This is a genomic window from Bradyrhizobium glycinis (genome assembly GCF_016031655.1).
GTDB classification, from domain to species: Bacteria; Pseudomonadota; Alphaproteobacteria; order Rhizobiales; family Xanthobacteraceae; genus Bradyrhizobium; species Bradyrhizobium glycinis.
Genome location: NZ_JACCHQ010000046.1, coordinates 26,227 through 39,461 on the forward strand (window position 1 = coordinate 26,227; position 13,235 = coordinate 39,461).

At 64.5% G+C, this 13,235-nt stretch carries 16 protein-coding genes; 10 read left to right on the top strand and 6 right to left on the bottom strand.

The window, feature by feature from the left end:
- Window positions 1–57: 57 nt before the first annotated feature.
- Complete coding sequence (locus tag HZZ16_RS35780) at window positions 58–276, bottom strand: CsbD family protein (protein ID WP_197955431.1); 219 nt, start codon at window positions 274–276, stop codon at window positions 58–60.
- 128 nt (window positions 277–404) lie between these two features.
- Here HZZ16_RS35780 and HZZ16_RS35785 point away from each other — a divergent pair, with 128 nt between their 5' ends.
- The 3 genes from HZZ16_RS35785 to HZZ16_RS35795 all read left to right on the top strand — a co-directional run bounded on the left by HZZ16_RS35785 (window position 405) and on the right by HZZ16_RS35795 (window position 2,021).
- Complete coding sequence (locus tag HZZ16_RS35785) at window positions 405–923, top strand: cupin domain-containing protein (RefSeq protein WP_197955432.1); 519 nt, start codon at window positions 405–407, stop codon at window positions 921–923.
- Between the two features lie 129 nt (window positions 924–1,052).
- Window positions 1,053–1,481 (top strand): VOC family protein, encoded by a 429-nt coding sequence (locus HZZ16_RS35790; protein WP_197955433.1) that lies wholly within the window; start codon window positions 1,053–1,055, stop codon window positions 1,479–1,481.
- Window positions 1,482–1,532: 51 nt separating this feature from the next.
- Window positions 1,533–2,021, top strand: coding sequence for a VOC family protein (locus tag HZZ16_RS35795; protein WP_197955434.1), 489 nt, complete (start codon window positions 1,533–1,535; stop codon window positions 2,019–2,021).
- Between the two features lie 115 nt (window positions 2,022–2,136).
- Here the strand turns inward: HZZ16_RS35795 and HZZ16_RS35800 are convergent, their stop codons facing one another.
- Together HZZ16_RS35800 and HZZ16_RS35805 are read right to left on the bottom strand one after the other, a co-directional pair.
- Window positions 2,137–3,312, bottom strand: coding sequence for a hypothetical protein (locus HZZ16_RS35800; protein ID WP_197955435.1), 1,176 nt, complete (start codon window positions 3,310–3,312; stop codon window positions 2,137–2,139).
- Between the two features lie 2 nt (window positions 3,313–3,314).
- Window positions 3,315–4,016, bottom strand: coding sequence for a FecR family protein (locus HZZ16_RS35805; protein ID WP_197955436.1), 702 nt, complete (start codon window positions 4,014–4,016; stop codon window positions 3,315–3,317).
- A gap of 191 nt (window positions 4,017–4,207) precedes the next feature.
- On the opposite strand from HZZ16_RS35805, the gene HZZ16_RS35810 reads away from it, so the two are divergent.
- Complete coding sequence (locus tag HZZ16_RS35810) at window positions 4,208–5,497, top strand: phospholipid carrier-dependent glycosyltransferase (protein WP_197955472.1); 1,290 nt, start codon at window positions 4,208–4,210, stop codon at window positions 5,495–5,497.
- A 54-nt stretch (window positions 5,498–5,551) separates the two neighbouring features.
- On the opposite strand, the gene HZZ16_RS35815 is transcribed toward HZZ16_RS35810, so the two are convergent.
- Window positions 5,552–6,193 (bottom strand): OmpA family protein, encoded by a 642-nt coding sequence (locus tag HZZ16_RS35815; RefSeq protein WP_197955443.1) that lies wholly within the window; start codon window positions 6,191–6,193, stop codon window positions 5,552–5,554.
- Between the two features lie 372 nt (window positions 6,194–6,565).
- On the opposite strand from HZZ16_RS35815, the gene HZZ16_RS35820 reads away from it, so the two are divergent.
- From HZZ16_RS35820 to HZZ16_RS35830, 3 genes are all read left to right on the top strand, one after another.
- Entirely contained in the window at window positions 6,566–6,802 is a 237-nt protein-coding gene (locus tag HZZ16_RS35820) for a hypothetical protein (RefSeq protein WP_197955473.1), read from the top strand.
- A 119-nt stretch (window positions 6,803–6,921) separates the two neighbouring features.
- The gene (locus HZZ16_RS35825) at window positions 6,922–7,167 is read left to right on the top strand and encodes a hypothetical protein (RefSeq protein ID WP_197955452.1); all 246 of its coding nucleotides are present in this window, start codon (window positions 6,922–6,924) and stop codon (window positions 7,165–7,167) included.
- 111 nt (window positions 7,168–7,278) lie between these two features.
- Window positions 7,279–8,439 (top strand): winged helix-turn-helix domain-containing protein, encoded by a 1,161-nt coding sequence (locus HZZ16_RS35830; RefSeq protein ID WP_197955453.1) that lies wholly within the window; start codon window positions 7,279–7,281, stop codon window positions 8,437–8,439.
- Between the two features lie 18 nt (window positions 8,440–8,457).
- Here the strand turns inward: HZZ16_RS35830 and HZZ16_RS38210 are convergent, their stop codons facing one another.
- Entirely contained in the window at window positions 8,458–9,378 is a 921-nt protein-coding gene (locus HZZ16_RS38210; protein WP_197955454.1) for a DUF1932 domain-containing protein, read from the bottom strand.
- Window positions 9,379–9,575: 197 nt separating this feature from the next.
- Between HZZ16_RS38210 and HZZ16_RS35840 the strand changes: the two genes are divergently transcribed.
- Window positions 9,576–10,598: a LacI family DNA-binding transcriptional regulator gene (locus HZZ16_RS35840; RefSeq protein ID WP_311974471.1), complete on the top strand. Its 1,023-nt coding sequence runs from the start codon at window positions 9,576–9,578 to the stop codon at window positions 10,596–10,598.
- Here the strand turns inward: HZZ16_RS35840 and HZZ16_RS35845 are convergent.
- Window positions 10,564–11,022 carry a ribosomal maturation YjgA family protein gene (locus tag HZZ16_RS35845; protein ID WP_197955457.1) on the bottom strand — a complete coding sequence of 153 codons (459 nt, stop codon included), beginning with the start codon at window positions 11,020–11,022 and terminating at the stop codon, window positions 10,564–10,566. The genes HZZ16_RS35840 and HZZ16_RS35845 overlap by 35 nt on opposite strands.
- Before the next feature lie 81 nt (window positions 11,023–11,103).
- On the opposite strand from HZZ16_RS35845, the gene HZZ16_RS35850 reads away from it, so the two are divergent.
- Window positions 11,104–12,444, top strand: a complete 1,341-nt coding sequence (locus HZZ16_RS35850; RefSeq protein WP_197955461.1) for an MFS transporter — start codon at window positions 11,104–11,106, stop codon at window positions 12,442–12,444.
- 236 nt (window positions 12,445–12,680) lie between these two features.
- Window positions 12,681–13,235: efflux RND transporter periplasmic adaptor subunit (locus HZZ16_RS35855; protein WP_197955464.1), on the top strand; the 555-nt coding region annotated here is incomplete at its 3' end.

The window sequence follows — 13,235 nt, forward strand, 5'->3', positions numbered from 1 at the left end:
ATACAAACAAAAAGACCGGCCTTGCGGCCGGTCTTTTCATTTTCAATCCAGCGCGCGTCACTCCGCCGCGCGGCGAGCCGCAGCGGCGGCGCGATCCATCGCATCCTTCGCGGCGTCCTTGGCGTCGCCCATGGCCTGCTGGCCCTTGCCCTTGACTTCCTGCACCACGCCCTCGCCCTTCATGCGATCGGATCCGGTGGCTTCACCGACGCCCTGCTTGGCCTTGCCGATCGCCTCGTTGGCGGTGCCCTTGATCTTGTCGCTCGTGCTGCCCATGAAAATCTCCTCTCGATTTGCTTGGAATGACAACGCTGGGCGGCTACGAGGGTTCCGATTTTGGTATGGCTTGCGGCTGCGGCTTTGGGTTAGTTTGCCGCGCACGGAACCAACAGAAAGCAAGTCCCATGACCGGCCATGACCATTCGCATTCCCACCATGACCATGGTCATCATCATGATGACCGCTGGAAACATGACGGCGTGCGCGTCATTCCCGGCAATCAGCTCGATACCAACGTGCCGTCGACAGCGGGCATGGACCGTGCGGCCGCGATCAATTTCGCGCGCGTCGGCGCCCAGAAATTGTGGGCGGGCACCGTCAGCATCAAGCCGGATGCCAAGACCGGCGCGCATCACCACGGCCATCTCGAAAGCGTCATCTATGTCGTGAAGGGCAAGGCGCGCATGCGTTGGGGGGAGAGGCTGCAATTCACGGCGGAAGCCGGCCCCGGCGACTTCATTTTCGTCCCGCCCTACGTGCCCCACCAGGAGATCAACGCCAGCCCCGACGAGGTGCTGGAATGCGTGCTGGTGCGCAGCGACGGCGAGGCGGTGGCGATCAACCTCGATATCGAGCCGGTCGAGAAGCCTGAGACCGTGCTGTGGATCGACCCCGTGCACCGCGATCCCAACGAGAAGAAGTAAGGCTCTTCAGGAGGCCCCGGGGGGCGATGCGGCAGACCCCCGTGGATCGGGCCCAAAAAATTATCGGAAGCGGTGTCGGATGGCAGCTCGGTCGTCCGTCCTTGGGCAGAACCCGCCAAGGAGCTTCCGATGCCCAAGATGATCTTCGTCAGCCTGCCGGTGACCGACCTGAAGCGCGCGACCGCCTTCTATGAGGCCGTCGGCGCGGTCAGGAATCCGCAATTCTGCGACGACACGACGTCCTGCATGGCCTTTTCCGAGGCCATCTACGTCATGCTCACGACGCACGACAAATTTCGCCAGTTCACGCCGAAGCCGATTGCGGATGCCAGGATCTCGAACCAGGTGCTGCTCTGCCTGTCCGCGGACACCCGTGACGACGTTGACGACATCGTCGGCAAGGCCGAGGCGGCCGGCGGCCTGGCCGATCCCAGCCCCAAGGACGAATACAGCTTCATGTACGGCCGCAGCTTCGAGGATCCGGATGGCCACATGTGGGGCGTGAACTGGATGGATCTTTCGGCCGCCCCTCTGCAGCCCGACTTGGCGAGCGTCTGATTGGCGAACGCCTGAGCCGAAACCACGCAAACCTGAAGAGGATCATTCACCATGTCCAAGCTCGTGCCCTGCATGTGGTTCGACGGCGATGCCGAGGACGCTGCAAAATTCTACGTCTCGCTGGTCCCGAATTCGGCGATCACGCACGTTCAGCGCAACGTTGCGGACGGCCCCTCCGGCAAGGAAGGCTCCGTGCTCGTCGTCGAGTTCACCGTGGCCGGACAGCCGCTGGTCGCGCTCAATGGCGGCATGAAGATGGAATACACCCACGCGATCTCGCTGATGATCCATTGCGACGACCAGGCAGAGGTCGACAGCGTCTGGAAGGCGTTCCTCGCCAATGGCGGCAAGGAGGAGCGGTGCGGCTGGTTGAGGGATCGCTGGGGCGTGGCCTGGCAAATCGTGCCGAAGGTGATGTTCGAGTTCCTGTCGAGCTCGGACAAGGCCGCCGCCGCGCGCGCAATGCAGGCGATGATGAAGATGGTGAAGCTGGACGTCGAGGTATTGCGGCGCGCGTTCGAGGGCAAGTCGGCGGCGTGACACCAGCACGGGTGCTGTAGGGTGGGCAAAGGCGCTCTTGCGCCGTGCCCACCATCTGTCTCCGATTGAGAGAGGTGGTGGGCACGCTTCGCTTTGCCCACCCTACGAAACTGTCTCAGTAATTTATTCTCAGCCCCACGCCGCCATGGATCGTGTTGCCGACCGGCTGCGGGCCGAGCGTGCCGTTGGCGAAGAGGTCCACGATCCAGCCCTTCTGCACGCGGAAGCCGAGGCGGCCGCCATATTCGAACCAGCCCTGGTTGCCCATGGTCGGCACCACCGTGCCCTGTCCGGTCACCGTGGCGACGATGCCGCTGTGGCTGGCGAAGGATTGCACCCAGCCGCCATTGATGTTGGTCTCGATGTTGCTGCCGAACAGATGCGTCCACTGACCGCCGATCTTGACGAGGCTGGTGCGGTCGGTGCCATCAGCGATGCTGGCGCCGAACGGATTGAACGCCACCGCGCCGTCGCTATAGCCGGAGACGCGTTGCCAGAGCTGCCAGACCTCGATCGAGGCCGCGACCTCGTCGCGCGGCGAAAGGCGGCTGATCCAGCCGGCCCGGCCGTAGACGGCGTAGTTGGACGCGTTGGTCGAGCTCGTCACGCTCACCGGGGCGAGGCTGGTGTCGTAGCTGCGCGTGTAGCGCGCCTTCTCCCATGGGGTCAGGATCGCGCCGACGTCGAAGAAGGGGCGCGACGAGCCCCAGTCGGTGAAGTCGTAGCGCAGCGCGAAAGCGCCGATCGGTGCGCTCGTGATCTTGTAGCCGCCCTCGTTATAATGCGTGTAGGCAATGCCGGCGAGCAGCGACAGATTGTTGGTCAGCTCCTTGCGTCCGTGGATGCCGGCCGAGAACGAGCCGGCCGAGCCGAACGCGCTGATGCAGTCGCCGCAATTGATCTGCTCGTTCACGCCGAGCAGCACCGTTCCGAGCACCCGGTTGGTGATCATCTGGTTGAAGCGCTGATTGGCGAGGCCGCCGATCGAATTGCCGCTGGAATCCGCGCCGGTCGGCGTCGGGCTCGGCGACGGATACGGGCTGGGCGAGGGCGAGGGATAGGGGCTCGGCGACGGGGACGGGTTGGGCGACGGAGAATATGTCGGTGTCGGTGACGGCGAATAAGTCGGCGTTGGCGACGGCGAATAGGTCGGGTAGGGGGTCGGCTCGCCGCATTCGATTTCGCAGCCCGCCTGGGCCGCCGCTTGACGAACATCGAACGCGACGAACGCAAGCGCAGCGACCACGGTCAGCAGGCCGGTGAGGAAGAGCCGGAAGTTGAAGTTCGCCATCGTCAGCGTCCGCACAGTATGGCGTCGTCCTGGACGGCAGGCGTGATGGTCGGCGAGGCGCTGGCGTACTGGTTGACTGCGCATAACCCGGCACTCGCGGCGCAATTGGCGGCGAAGGTCCAGGGCGGCGTGTTGGTCTTGGTGATGCTCACCTTGCCGCCGGTCGAGGTGATGATGGCGGTGTCGCCGGGCTGGGTGAGTTGCACGCACTGGCCGCTCTTCGTGCAGACGCTGGCCGCGCCGTCCTGAAGCACGACGACGGAGCGACCGCGCTGCGAGAGAATATCGAGCGTCGTGCCGCGCACGCCGATGGTGGCGAGCGGCGTCGTGATCTTGTAGGCCGCCTTGTCGGAGTGTCCGGTGACGAAGCGGAATGCGCCGGTGGTCATGCGGATCGCGACGTCACGATAGCTGTGCTCGTCATTGAAGACGGTGCGGTCGAGCTTCAGCGTGGCGCTCGGCCCGAGCGACAGATTGGTGCTGTCAGCCATCACGAGGCGCGCCGCGCTGTCGGCGCCGGTCCGCACGGTCTCGTCGCGCAGCATGCTGTCGCCGACATTGATCGGCGTCGTGGTCGCGGCGACGCGCACCACTTCGTTCTGGATGACGACAGCCTGGCCGACACGCGTCTGCGCTTCGGCGCCTGATGTCGCGCAGATTGCGGCCGTGAGCAGTGTGGAGAAAAGCCAAAAACGCAAATTCATTTCGCAACCGATCGATGTGTCCCTGATCGTACCGGATCGCGCGCGCTTCTGATGTGGCGGAATTATCACAAGCGGCGCGGGACGTGCGTCATGCTTAGTGACAGTTGCGGCAGAATGCGTTCAATGACGGGAAGCAGTTTGTTTTTCTCCGCGGTGAAGCCAATTTGCCACGCAAGACAGCCCCACAAGAGATGCTCGAATTGCCTGCGGTTCCGGAGGTGTCGCGGAGTGCAGTGATCGCTGTCGCGATCTTCCTGATCGGGCATCTGGCGCTCTTGATCGGCGTCGTCACGCCGGAAAAATTCGTGTTCGACGAGGTGCACTACGTGCCGGCGGCGCGCCAGATGCTGACGCCCGCGATGTCGCAGCCGATGCTCAATCCGATGCATCCGCCACTGGCGAAGGAGCTGATCGCGGCATCGATCGCAACGTTCGGCGACAACGCGCTCGGCTGGCGTTATCCCGCGACCTTGTTCGGCGCGCTCGCGATCGTCGCGATCTATCTGTGCGGACTTGCGCTGTTCGCAGTCCAGGGGCCGGCGATCGCCGCCGCGCTGATCGCGGCCTTCAACCAGATGCTGTACGTCCAGGCGCGCATCGCGATGCTGGATATCTTTGCGCTCGGCTTCGGCCTGCTCGCCACCGCCGCCTTCATGCACGGGTTTCGCAGAGAGCGGCCGCAAGCGCCGTTCGCGGTGGCGGGCAGCCTGTTCGGCCTTGCGGCCGCGTGTAAATGGAGCGGCCTGTTCCCGCTTGGCGTCTGCATCGGCGTTGTTGGGGTGATCCGCCTGATGCAGAGCTGGCACACGCTGTTCGCCGATGCGAAGCCGGACGACTGGTATCGGCCGGAGCTTTGGCCCGGCCTGAAGCTGCATCATGTCGCGCTCTGCTTCGCCGTCCTGCCAGCGATGGCTTATCTTGCCGCCTTCGTTCCGCTCTACGGATTGTCGGTGCCGGACTTGGTCGAGGCGCAGCGGCGGATCTTTGCCGACAACACCACGACGGCAATCGCCGGCCACACCTATATGAGCGCATGGCCGTCCTGGCCGCTGCTTGCGCGCCCGGTCTGGTTCCTGTTCGATAAGACCGCGGAGGACCACGTCTCCGCGATCGTCTTCCTCGGCAATCCGCTCGTGTTGTGGACGGCTCTGCCTGCGCTCGCCATGGTGCTGCGCGATTTCATCGTGGCACGGCGCTGGGATGCATTCCTGATCGCGGCATTCTACTTCGGTCCCTGGCTCGCTTGGGCGTTGCTGCCGCGCACGCTGGGCTTCATCTATTACTATCTGCCGGCCGCGACCGCGGCGTCCCTGGCACTGGTCTACGTGCTGCGCCGCGAGGGGCTGCCGCGCTGGCTGTTGTGGGCCTATGTCGGCGTCGCGGCGGCCGGCTTTGCGGTGATGCTGCCGATTTCCGCGGCCTTCGTCGGCACCTCGATGGGGAGCTTCAACCGGCTGATGCTTTTCCAAAGCTGGATATGATTTCGCCGCCTGCCGGGCTGCGGCAGGCGGCGTGTTTTACTCGGGAGCCGAGAGTTACTTCGCCGCGGTCTTGGTGTCCATGTTCACGACCTGAACGCGGCGGTTGACCGGGGCGGCACCATTGGCGGCATCCTTCAGCTTGGTCTCGCCGTAGCCGACGGTGACCAGATCGGCGCCGTTGAGGCCGTAATTCTGCACCAGGTACTTCTTGATGGTGTCAGCACGCCGCTCGGAGAGCCCTTGATTGTACTCCTCGCCGCCGATCGCGTCGGTGTGGCCGGCGACCACGAAGGTCGAGCCCTTCAGCGCCGGATCGGACAGCGCCTTGCCGAGCGCTTGGACCGAGGCCACCGACGTCTTGGCAATGTCGGCCGAGTTGTAATCGAACTGGATCTCCAGATCGATCTTCGGCTTGGTTGCAGCCAATTCGGCGATCTGCTCGCGCTCGCCAGTCGAGAGCGAGCGGGTCGAGCGGTTGCGCACGGTGTTCAGGAAACTCGCTTCCTTGGCCTGCGCGGTCGTGTCGGCCTGGGGGCCAACGGACAGGCCGCGGGTCGCCGGCTTCGGCTTCAGCGCATCGACGATCTGGCCGGCGGAGATGTTGTTGTCGCCAGCCAGTGCAAGGCTCGCCGTCATCGACAGGACGGCTGTCAGGGTGATCGCCGTCAGTCCAAAAGACTTATTGAAATGGGTCATCGTGGTATCCTCGCTGTTACGCCTGATGGCGATTTGATGCTGCGAGCGTAGGGCAGGTTCAACGGCTCTGATGTGATCTTAGTCACATGCGAAACGGCGAGCCGAGGTCACTGTGGTCCGGTTCGATCGGCCGCAATCCGCTTTCGAATCGGCGGGTCACAAGTTCCAATAAACCTTCTTGAGCGTCGCAAAGGCGCCTCACCGCCCCTCCGCGAACAAGGATTTGTCCAGTTGCCCGGCTAGAACGCTTCAATCATTCGACAATTCGTCAGCGAGGGGGCCGAGTTCCGTCCGGTGCCGAGGCCAAGTGACTATGAGCGCGACTATCAGTTCCGCAGCGGCCCACCGGATCGGACAGTGACCCTGAACGCAATGCCGATCTATATCGGTGCGGCGATGATCGCGGTGGCCATCCTGCTCTCGACACTGATCAGCGGGCTGACCTCGCGCTATGTCGGTCTCGAAGGGCCGACCGACGAGAACATCTGGCTGGTCGATCGCCTCACCGGCAGTGTCTATCGCTGCCAGGCGGAAGGACGTGGCAAGGCCATGTGCGAACCGGAGGTTGCCACCGGCAGCGCAGGGGAGCGCCCAAAAGCCGCACGCTGAAAGGGGGGTACCACTGCAGCGCAGCAACGAAATTGTCTTTTCCCTGCAAACTTGTGGCTGAAGAATGGCGGTCGCGTTGGCCGGCATCAGGCCGGCTTTCTATTCGAGGAGAGACCTTGATGAAGACCCTGTTGCTCGCGACGGCATTCGCCGCACTTGCTCTGTCCCCCGCATCCGCTGCCAAGATGGCGTGCACCAGTGCAAACATGGCAAAGCTCGTTGCCGGCATGGGCGGCGAAGACACGCCCGGCAAGATGGCGGCGAGGAAGTCGATGGCCGCGGCCAATTCCGAGATGAGCAAGGGCAACATGCGTGGAGCGTGCAAGCACTATATGAGCGCCGAGAAGTCGATGGCGATGAAGTAGGCTTCCGCCTGATCCCACACGTCATGGCCGCGCTGGCAGCAGATGGCAGCGCGGCTTTTTCGTGTCCCTGCTTTTTGCCTCGCAGCGAATCCCGCTACATTGCATCCTGCAATGTCCCGCACGCCCAAACCGCTTCCGCTCTCGACGACACAGGCCCGGCAGATCTGGCTGCATGCCCAGCGGCTGACCGACCGCGCTCCGTTCGGCGAAGGCGCACAGGCCGTCTCGGCCGCTGTCGCCCATCTCGGCTATGTGCAGATCGACACCATCAACGTCATCGAGCGTTGCCATCACCACATCCTGTTCAGCCGGATCCCGTCCTACCGCCGCGCCGATCTGCGCCACGCCCAGAGCATCGACAAGACCGTGTTCGAGTACTGGACGCACGCGCTCTCCTACGTGCGGGCGAACGACTTCCGCTTCTTCCTGCCGGCGATGCGCGAGCACCGCCGCGAGGGGCACAAATGGTTCGCCTCGGTGAAGCCGGCCGACACGCGCAAGGTGATGCGGCTGCTGCGCGGTGGGCCACTGACGATCCGCGACATAGACGACGACGTGCTCGTCGAGAAGGAGCATCTGTGGCAGAGCCGCAAGCCTTCGAAGCGGGCGCTGCAGCTCGCCTTCTATACCGGCGCCGTCACCATCAGCGAGCGCCAGGGCATGCTCAAGACCTACGAATTGACGACCCGTCATTTCGGCTGGGACAGGCTGCCGAAGCCGGCGCCGGCAAGCGAGATCACGGCCTATCTGCTCGACCGCGCGTTGCGCTCGCAGGGCGTGGTCAGCCTCGATTCGGTCTGCCATCTCGATGCGCCCAGCAAGAAGCCGGTCGCGCGCCTGATCGCCTCGCGCGTCCGCCGCGGCGAGCTCGTGCCTGTCGCGATCGAGGGCGCAGGCAAGCAGGAGCACTGGGCCTCGCCCGCAGCGCTTGAGCCGCATGAAGTGTCGCCCGATCTCGTCCACATCCTCTCGCCGTTCGATCCGCTGATCATCCAGCGCAAGCGCACCAACCTCATCTTCGGCTACAACCACCTGTTCGAAGCCTATGTGCCGAAAGCCAAGCGCAAGCTCGGCTATTTCGCGCTGCCCGTGCTGGTCGGCGACGAGATCGTCGCCGCGCTCGATCTCAAGACCGACCGGCAGAACAAGAAGCTGTTGATGCAGAAATGGACCTGGGTCGGGCAGGGCAGGAAGACGGCGGGCCGCAAGGAGCTGAAGCGCGTGATCGAGGAGGAGCTCGACCGCTTCGAGCGGTTTCAACTGGCGGAGTGAGCATCGTCGTCGTCCGGTCTACGGCCTGTTTTCGAATTCGGCCGAGGCTCCGGACACGACATGAGCGTACCGGTCCAGCACCTCGTCCGCCGAGTAGCTGGCGCGTTCCGCGAATTCCTGCCGCAGGCCCAGGCGCGCGGAGACCTTCAAGCGCGCCGCCGTGGCGGTCGTCATGACGGGATCAAAGCCCAATTCGCGCAGGCCCGCTGCCACGCCATCCATTTCCACGGCGCGGCGTTCGGCATGCAGCACGTCTGAGCGGACGCACATGTCCAGGAACTTGCTGAACGTGGTGGCATCCATCGAGGCGCACAGCCCGCGCATGGTTTCGTCGCGCACGCCGGCGAGCGTCGCGGCGGTCAGCGCCTCGACCAGCAGCGCTTCCATGCCTTTGGTCACCACGCTCCGCAGCATCTTGACCGCCGCCGCCGTTCCGGCGTCTGCACCGGCCACCTCGATGCAGAAACCCAGTGGCCCGAAAGTCTCCGCGAAGCGCGCGGCGCCGCTGCCGGATGTGTAGAGCGGGACCGCAGCGCCGTAGAGGTCGACCGATCCCATCAGATTCGCATCCGCGAACAGGCAGCCGCGCGCCTCCACGGCTGCGGCGACATGTTTTTTTGTGCGCGGGGTCGCCGCGTTGATGTCCACCACGAGAGTGCCGGGACGAATGACCCTGGAAATCGCCTCACCTGTCTCAGCCGCGACGGCAACGACGACGGCGGAAAAGATGACGTCCGCGTCCGACAGGTTCTCGAGCCGGTCGACCAGCATGACGCCACAACTAGCCGCCATCGCACGAAAGGCCGCAGAGTAGGGCGGGGCGTTGGTCTTGCCCTGACAGAACGCGACCATCGGTGCATCAATCTGCGCCGCAAGATGCGATGCGAAACATCGCGCGGCCTCGCCAAATCCGACAAAGGCGATCCTGGGCTGCGGCACGGCTGGGGCCTCCTAGCGCGGCGTTTCACCGCCGGCGGCCATTGTGCCTGGTTCTGCTGCGGAGTCAATGAACCGGTTCATCTGCGTTTCGTTTTTCCAAGATCGTCTGTTGCAGATTCACTAATACCGCAGGGGAATCTGGCGCATCGCCTTGCTCAGATTAGTGAACCGGTTCATAAGAGGGCATGCCGTCGCACGTGCCCCAATCGCAAACCGTGAAGGTCAAGGACGTCGCCCGGGAGGCCGGTGTCGCGGTCGGCACGGTATCCCGTGTGCTCAACGATCATCCAGCGGTGACTAGGGAGCTGCGCGAGCGCGTCGAAAGGGCGATGGCCCAGCTTGGCTACGAGGTCGATGTCACGGCGCAGAGCATGCGGGCGGGCCGGTCGCGGCTCGTGGCCTGCGCCATCCGTGATTTCGACATCCCGCGCTTTGCGCTGTTCATCAAGGAGGCCGAGGCGGTCCTGCGCGAAGCCGGGTACACCTTGCTGCTGGCGAGCACGACCAACCGGCCCGAAGTCGAGATCGCCTTGCTGCGTGCCTTCCGCAGGCGCCGCGTGGACGGCGTGATGATGACGCTGAGCGACGAGCAGCACCGGGACGTCCGCGCGGCGCTGTCCGAGGCGCCGATGCCGGTGCTGCTTATCGACCGCGATCGCATCGATGCGCTCGATCGCGTCACTGCCGATCATCGCGAGGGCGCCCGTCTGGCGACCAGCCATCTGCTCGGTCTCGGGCACCGGCGGATCGCCATGCTGGTCGGCGACCTCAAGGCCTTTCCGTCGCGAAGCCGCCTCGAGGGCTTTCGTGCTGCGTGCGCGGCGGCGGGCATCGCGCCGGATCCGAGGCTGTTGCGAGACGATGTGCTCTCGAGCGAAGACGCCTATCGGGCGACGGCCTCGCTCGTGAGCCTTGCGGAGCCTCCGACAGCGCTCTTCGTCGCGGCGATGGACACGCTCGGCGGCTGCCTGCGCGCGTTGCGGACGATGGGCCTTGCCGTTGGCGACGGAATTTCGGTCGTGGCCGGCAGCGATTCCGACCTCGCCGAATTGTACACGCCGCCGATCACGGCAATCGCGTGGGATCTGGCAGCCATGGGCCGCCACGCTGCGACCATGCTGTTGGAGCGGATGCGCGGCGACGAGATCGAGCGCGGCCGTGGTCTCACCGTGCCGACGGAGCTGATCATTCGCGGGTCGAGCCAGCCGCTTGCGATTTGAACACGCGCGATCGTGCGGCGCAGCCGTCGAGCCAGATGCCGACGACAATACCGATGAGGTAAGCGACCAAATTCCACAGCGAAAAGATGCGCCCGAGCAGCAGCGCGCCGGCCGCGGTCAGCCGGAACGCATCGAGCCATGGCATGTGCACCAGCCGGGAGAATTCCACGACGACGGCGATCACAGCCGCGATCGTCGCAATCTGCGTCCGCGTGAGTTGCGGCAGCACGACTCCGACCAGCAGAAACACCATCGTGGCCCACAACAGCGAGCCGCCATACTTCACCACGAAAGCAGGTAGACCGAGCGGGAATCCGTACCAGCGCAGCGACAGCCCGCAGACGATCACCGCGAGCGCGAGGCCGGCGCGGATCAGTGAGATCCAGAGCGGCGCCACGGGTTGATCCGGCTGCGCTCCGTGCATTGCTCGCTCCATTGACTCTCTGCCCGCGATGCTCAAAACCGCCACTCAAGCCCTAGAAAAGCAACAACCCGGGGGGAAGCCATGAGCCAGACCACCTATGCCGGTTCCGCCGGCGGCGCCGAAAGCGCCAGCAAGAGCGACATCGAAACCTCGACGATCCGCGCCATCTCCTGGCGCCTGATTCCGTTCCTGGTGCTGGCCTACTTCTTCTCCTATCTCGACCGCGTCAATCTCGGCTTCGCTGCGCTCACCATGAATGCGGACCTGAAGTTCACCCCGCTGATCTTCTCCTGGGGCGCGGGCATCTTCTTCATCGGCTACTTCATCTTCGAGGTGCCGAGCAATCTTGCGCTGGAGAAATTCGGCGCGAGCCGCTGGATTGCCCGCATCATGGTGACTTGGGGCATCATCTCGGCGCTGATGGCGGTGGTCAGCGGCGTCACCAGCTTCTACGTCTTGCGATTCCTGCTCGGCGTCGCCGAAGCCGGGTTCTTCCCGGGCATCATCCTCTATCTCACCTATTGGTATCCGGCCGAATATCGCGCCCGCTTTCTTGCGGCCTTCGCCATCGCGGTGCCGGTCTCGACCGTGATCGGCGCGCCGATCTCGGGCCTGTTGCTCGGGCTTGACGGCATGATGGGGCTGAAAGGTTGGCAGTGGCTGTTCATCATCGAGGGCATCCCGTCGGTGCTGCTCGGCATCGTCACCTGGTTCTATCTCACCGACAAGCCGGAGAAGGCGGACTGGCTCTCGTCCGAGCAGAAGGCCTGGCTGAAGGCCAAGCTCGATGCGGAAGTAGCGGCCAAGCAGGCGGTGAAGCATTTCTCGCTCGGCGAGGCGCTGTCTTCACCGAAAGTGATCGCGCTCAGCCTGATCTATTTCGGCTTTGTCGGCGCGCTCTATGGCATGCAGTTCTGGCTGCCGCAGATCGTGAAGGCGTTCGGTCTCACCAACGCCCAGACCGGCTTCGTCACTGCGATCCCGTATCTGTTCGGCACCATCGCCATGATCCTGTGGGCGCGGCATTCGGATGCGAGCCGCGAGCGCGTCATGCATGTCGGCGCACCGCTGCTGCTCACCGCGCTTGCGCTCGGCATCTCCTCCTATCTCACCGATCCCACGCTGACGATGGTGGTGCTGACGGTCGCCGCAATCGGCGTGTTCTGCTGCTTCGGCGTGTTCTGGACCCTGCCGACCGCCTGGCTCTCCGGCACTGCGGCCGCCGGCGCCATCGCGCTGATCAACTCGATCGGCAATCTCGCCGGCTTCGGCGGGCCTTATCTGATCGGCTGGGTCAAGGAAGCGACGGGGCAGACCTCGACCGGTCTGCTGGTGCTTGCCGTGCTGCCGCTGCTCGCCGGCATCCTGGTGTTCGTCGGTGGCCACGACAGCAAGCACGAATTCGCGGACCAGGGGCGGTAGAGGCTCGTTACTCTCGTGGGGTGGGCGAGGCGCTCTTCGCGCCGTGCCCACCGTCTTCCCGAAAGATCGCTCCGGTGGGCGCTCCGCTTTGCGCGCCTACAATAGCACCTCGCAGCTGGCTGATCCCTCTCCTTACCATCCCTTAGTAATCACGCATTCCTGATGACTGACGATTATTGACTTTTATCAGTGAACAGTCGACATTCCTCTCAATCGAGATGCAGGAGTGTCCTTCGATGTTCGTCCGGTCGGTTTTGTCGAGCTATTCCAAGCTTTTGGCAGGAGCCTCGCTCGCCCTGATGGCCGTTTCGCTGGCGGGGTGCAATGATACCGTTGCCGAGAAGGCCGAGCCGCCGCGGCCGGTTCTGGTGGCAACCGCCCATTACGCTGCCGAGACCCCGGAGCGCAGCTTCGTCGGCACCGTCCGTCCCAGGATCGAGAGCGATCTCGGCTTCCGCGTCGCCGGTAAGGTTGCCAAGCGCCTCGTCGAAGTCGGCCAGACGGTCGAAGTCGGCCAGCCGCTCGCCACCCTCGACGAGGTCGACCTGAAGCTCCAGGCCGAGCAGGCCGTTGCCGAGCAGACCGCCGCGACCGGCGTGCTGGCCCAGGCCGCCGCCGCCGAGCAGCGCGCCAAGGATCTCAAGGCCAAGGGCTGGACCACGGACGCCCAGCTCGACCAGAGCCGCGCCGCCGCCGATGAAGCGCGCGCCCGCCTGAACCGGGCCGAGCGCTCGGTCGAGTTGACCAAGAATTCCCTTTCCTACGCGACGCTCGTTGCCGACGCCCGCGGC

Excerpts from the sequence above, each read along its gene's own strand:
- HZZ16_RS35780 (WP_197955431.1), bottom strand. The coding sequence starts at position 276 with ATGGGCAGCACGAGCGACAAGATCAAGGGCACCGCCAACGAGGCGATC.
- HZZ16_RS35785 (WP_197955432.1), top strand. The coding sequence starts at position 405 with ATGACCGGCCATGACCATTCGCATTCCCACCATGACCATGGTCATCAT.
- HZZ16_RS35790 (WP_197955433.1), top strand. The coding sequence starts at position 1,053 with ATGCCCAAGATGATCTTCGTCAGCCTGCCGGTGACCGACCTGAAGCGC.
- HZZ16_RS35795 (WP_197955434.1), top strand. The coding sequence starts at position 1,533 with ATGTCCAAGCTCGTGCCCTGCATGTGGTTCGACGGCGATGCCGAGGAC.
- HZZ16_RS35800 (WP_197955435.1), bottom strand. The coding sequence starts at position 3,312 with ATGGCGAACTTCAACTTCCGGCTCTTCCTCACCGGCCTGCTGACCGTG.
- HZZ16_RS35805 (WP_197955436.1), bottom strand. The coding sequence starts at position 4,016 with ATGAATTTGCGTTTTTGGCTTTTCTCCACACTGCTCACGGCCGCAATC.
- HZZ16_RS35810 (WP_197955472.1), top strand. The coding sequence starts at position 4,208 with ATGCTCGAATTGCCTGCGGTTCCGGAGGTGTCGCGGAGTGCAGTGATC.
- HZZ16_RS35815 (WP_197955443.1), bottom strand. The coding sequence starts at position 6,193 with ATGACCCATTTCAATAAGTCTTTTGGACTGACGGCGATCACCCTGACA.
- HZZ16_RS35820 (WP_197955473.1), top strand. The coding sequence starts at position 6,566 with ATGCCGATCTATATCGGTGCGGCGATGATCGCGGTGGCCATCCTGCTC.
- HZZ16_RS35825 (WP_197955452.1), top strand. The coding sequence starts at position 6,922 with ATGAAGACCCTGTTGCTCGCGACGGCATTCGCCGCACTTGCTCTGTCC.
- HZZ16_RS35830 (WP_197955453.1), top strand. The coding sequence starts at position 7,279 with ATGTCCCGCACGCCCAAACCGCTTCCGCTCTCGACGACACAGGCCCGG.
- HZZ16_RS35845 (WP_197955457.1), bottom strand. The coding sequence starts at position 11,022 with ATGCACGGAGCGCAGCCGGATCAACCCGTGGCGCCGCTCTGGATCTCA.
- HZZ16_RS35850 (WP_197955461.1), top strand. The coding sequence starts at position 11,104 with ATGAGCCAGACCACCTATGCCGGTTCCGCCGGCGGCGCCGAAAGCGCC.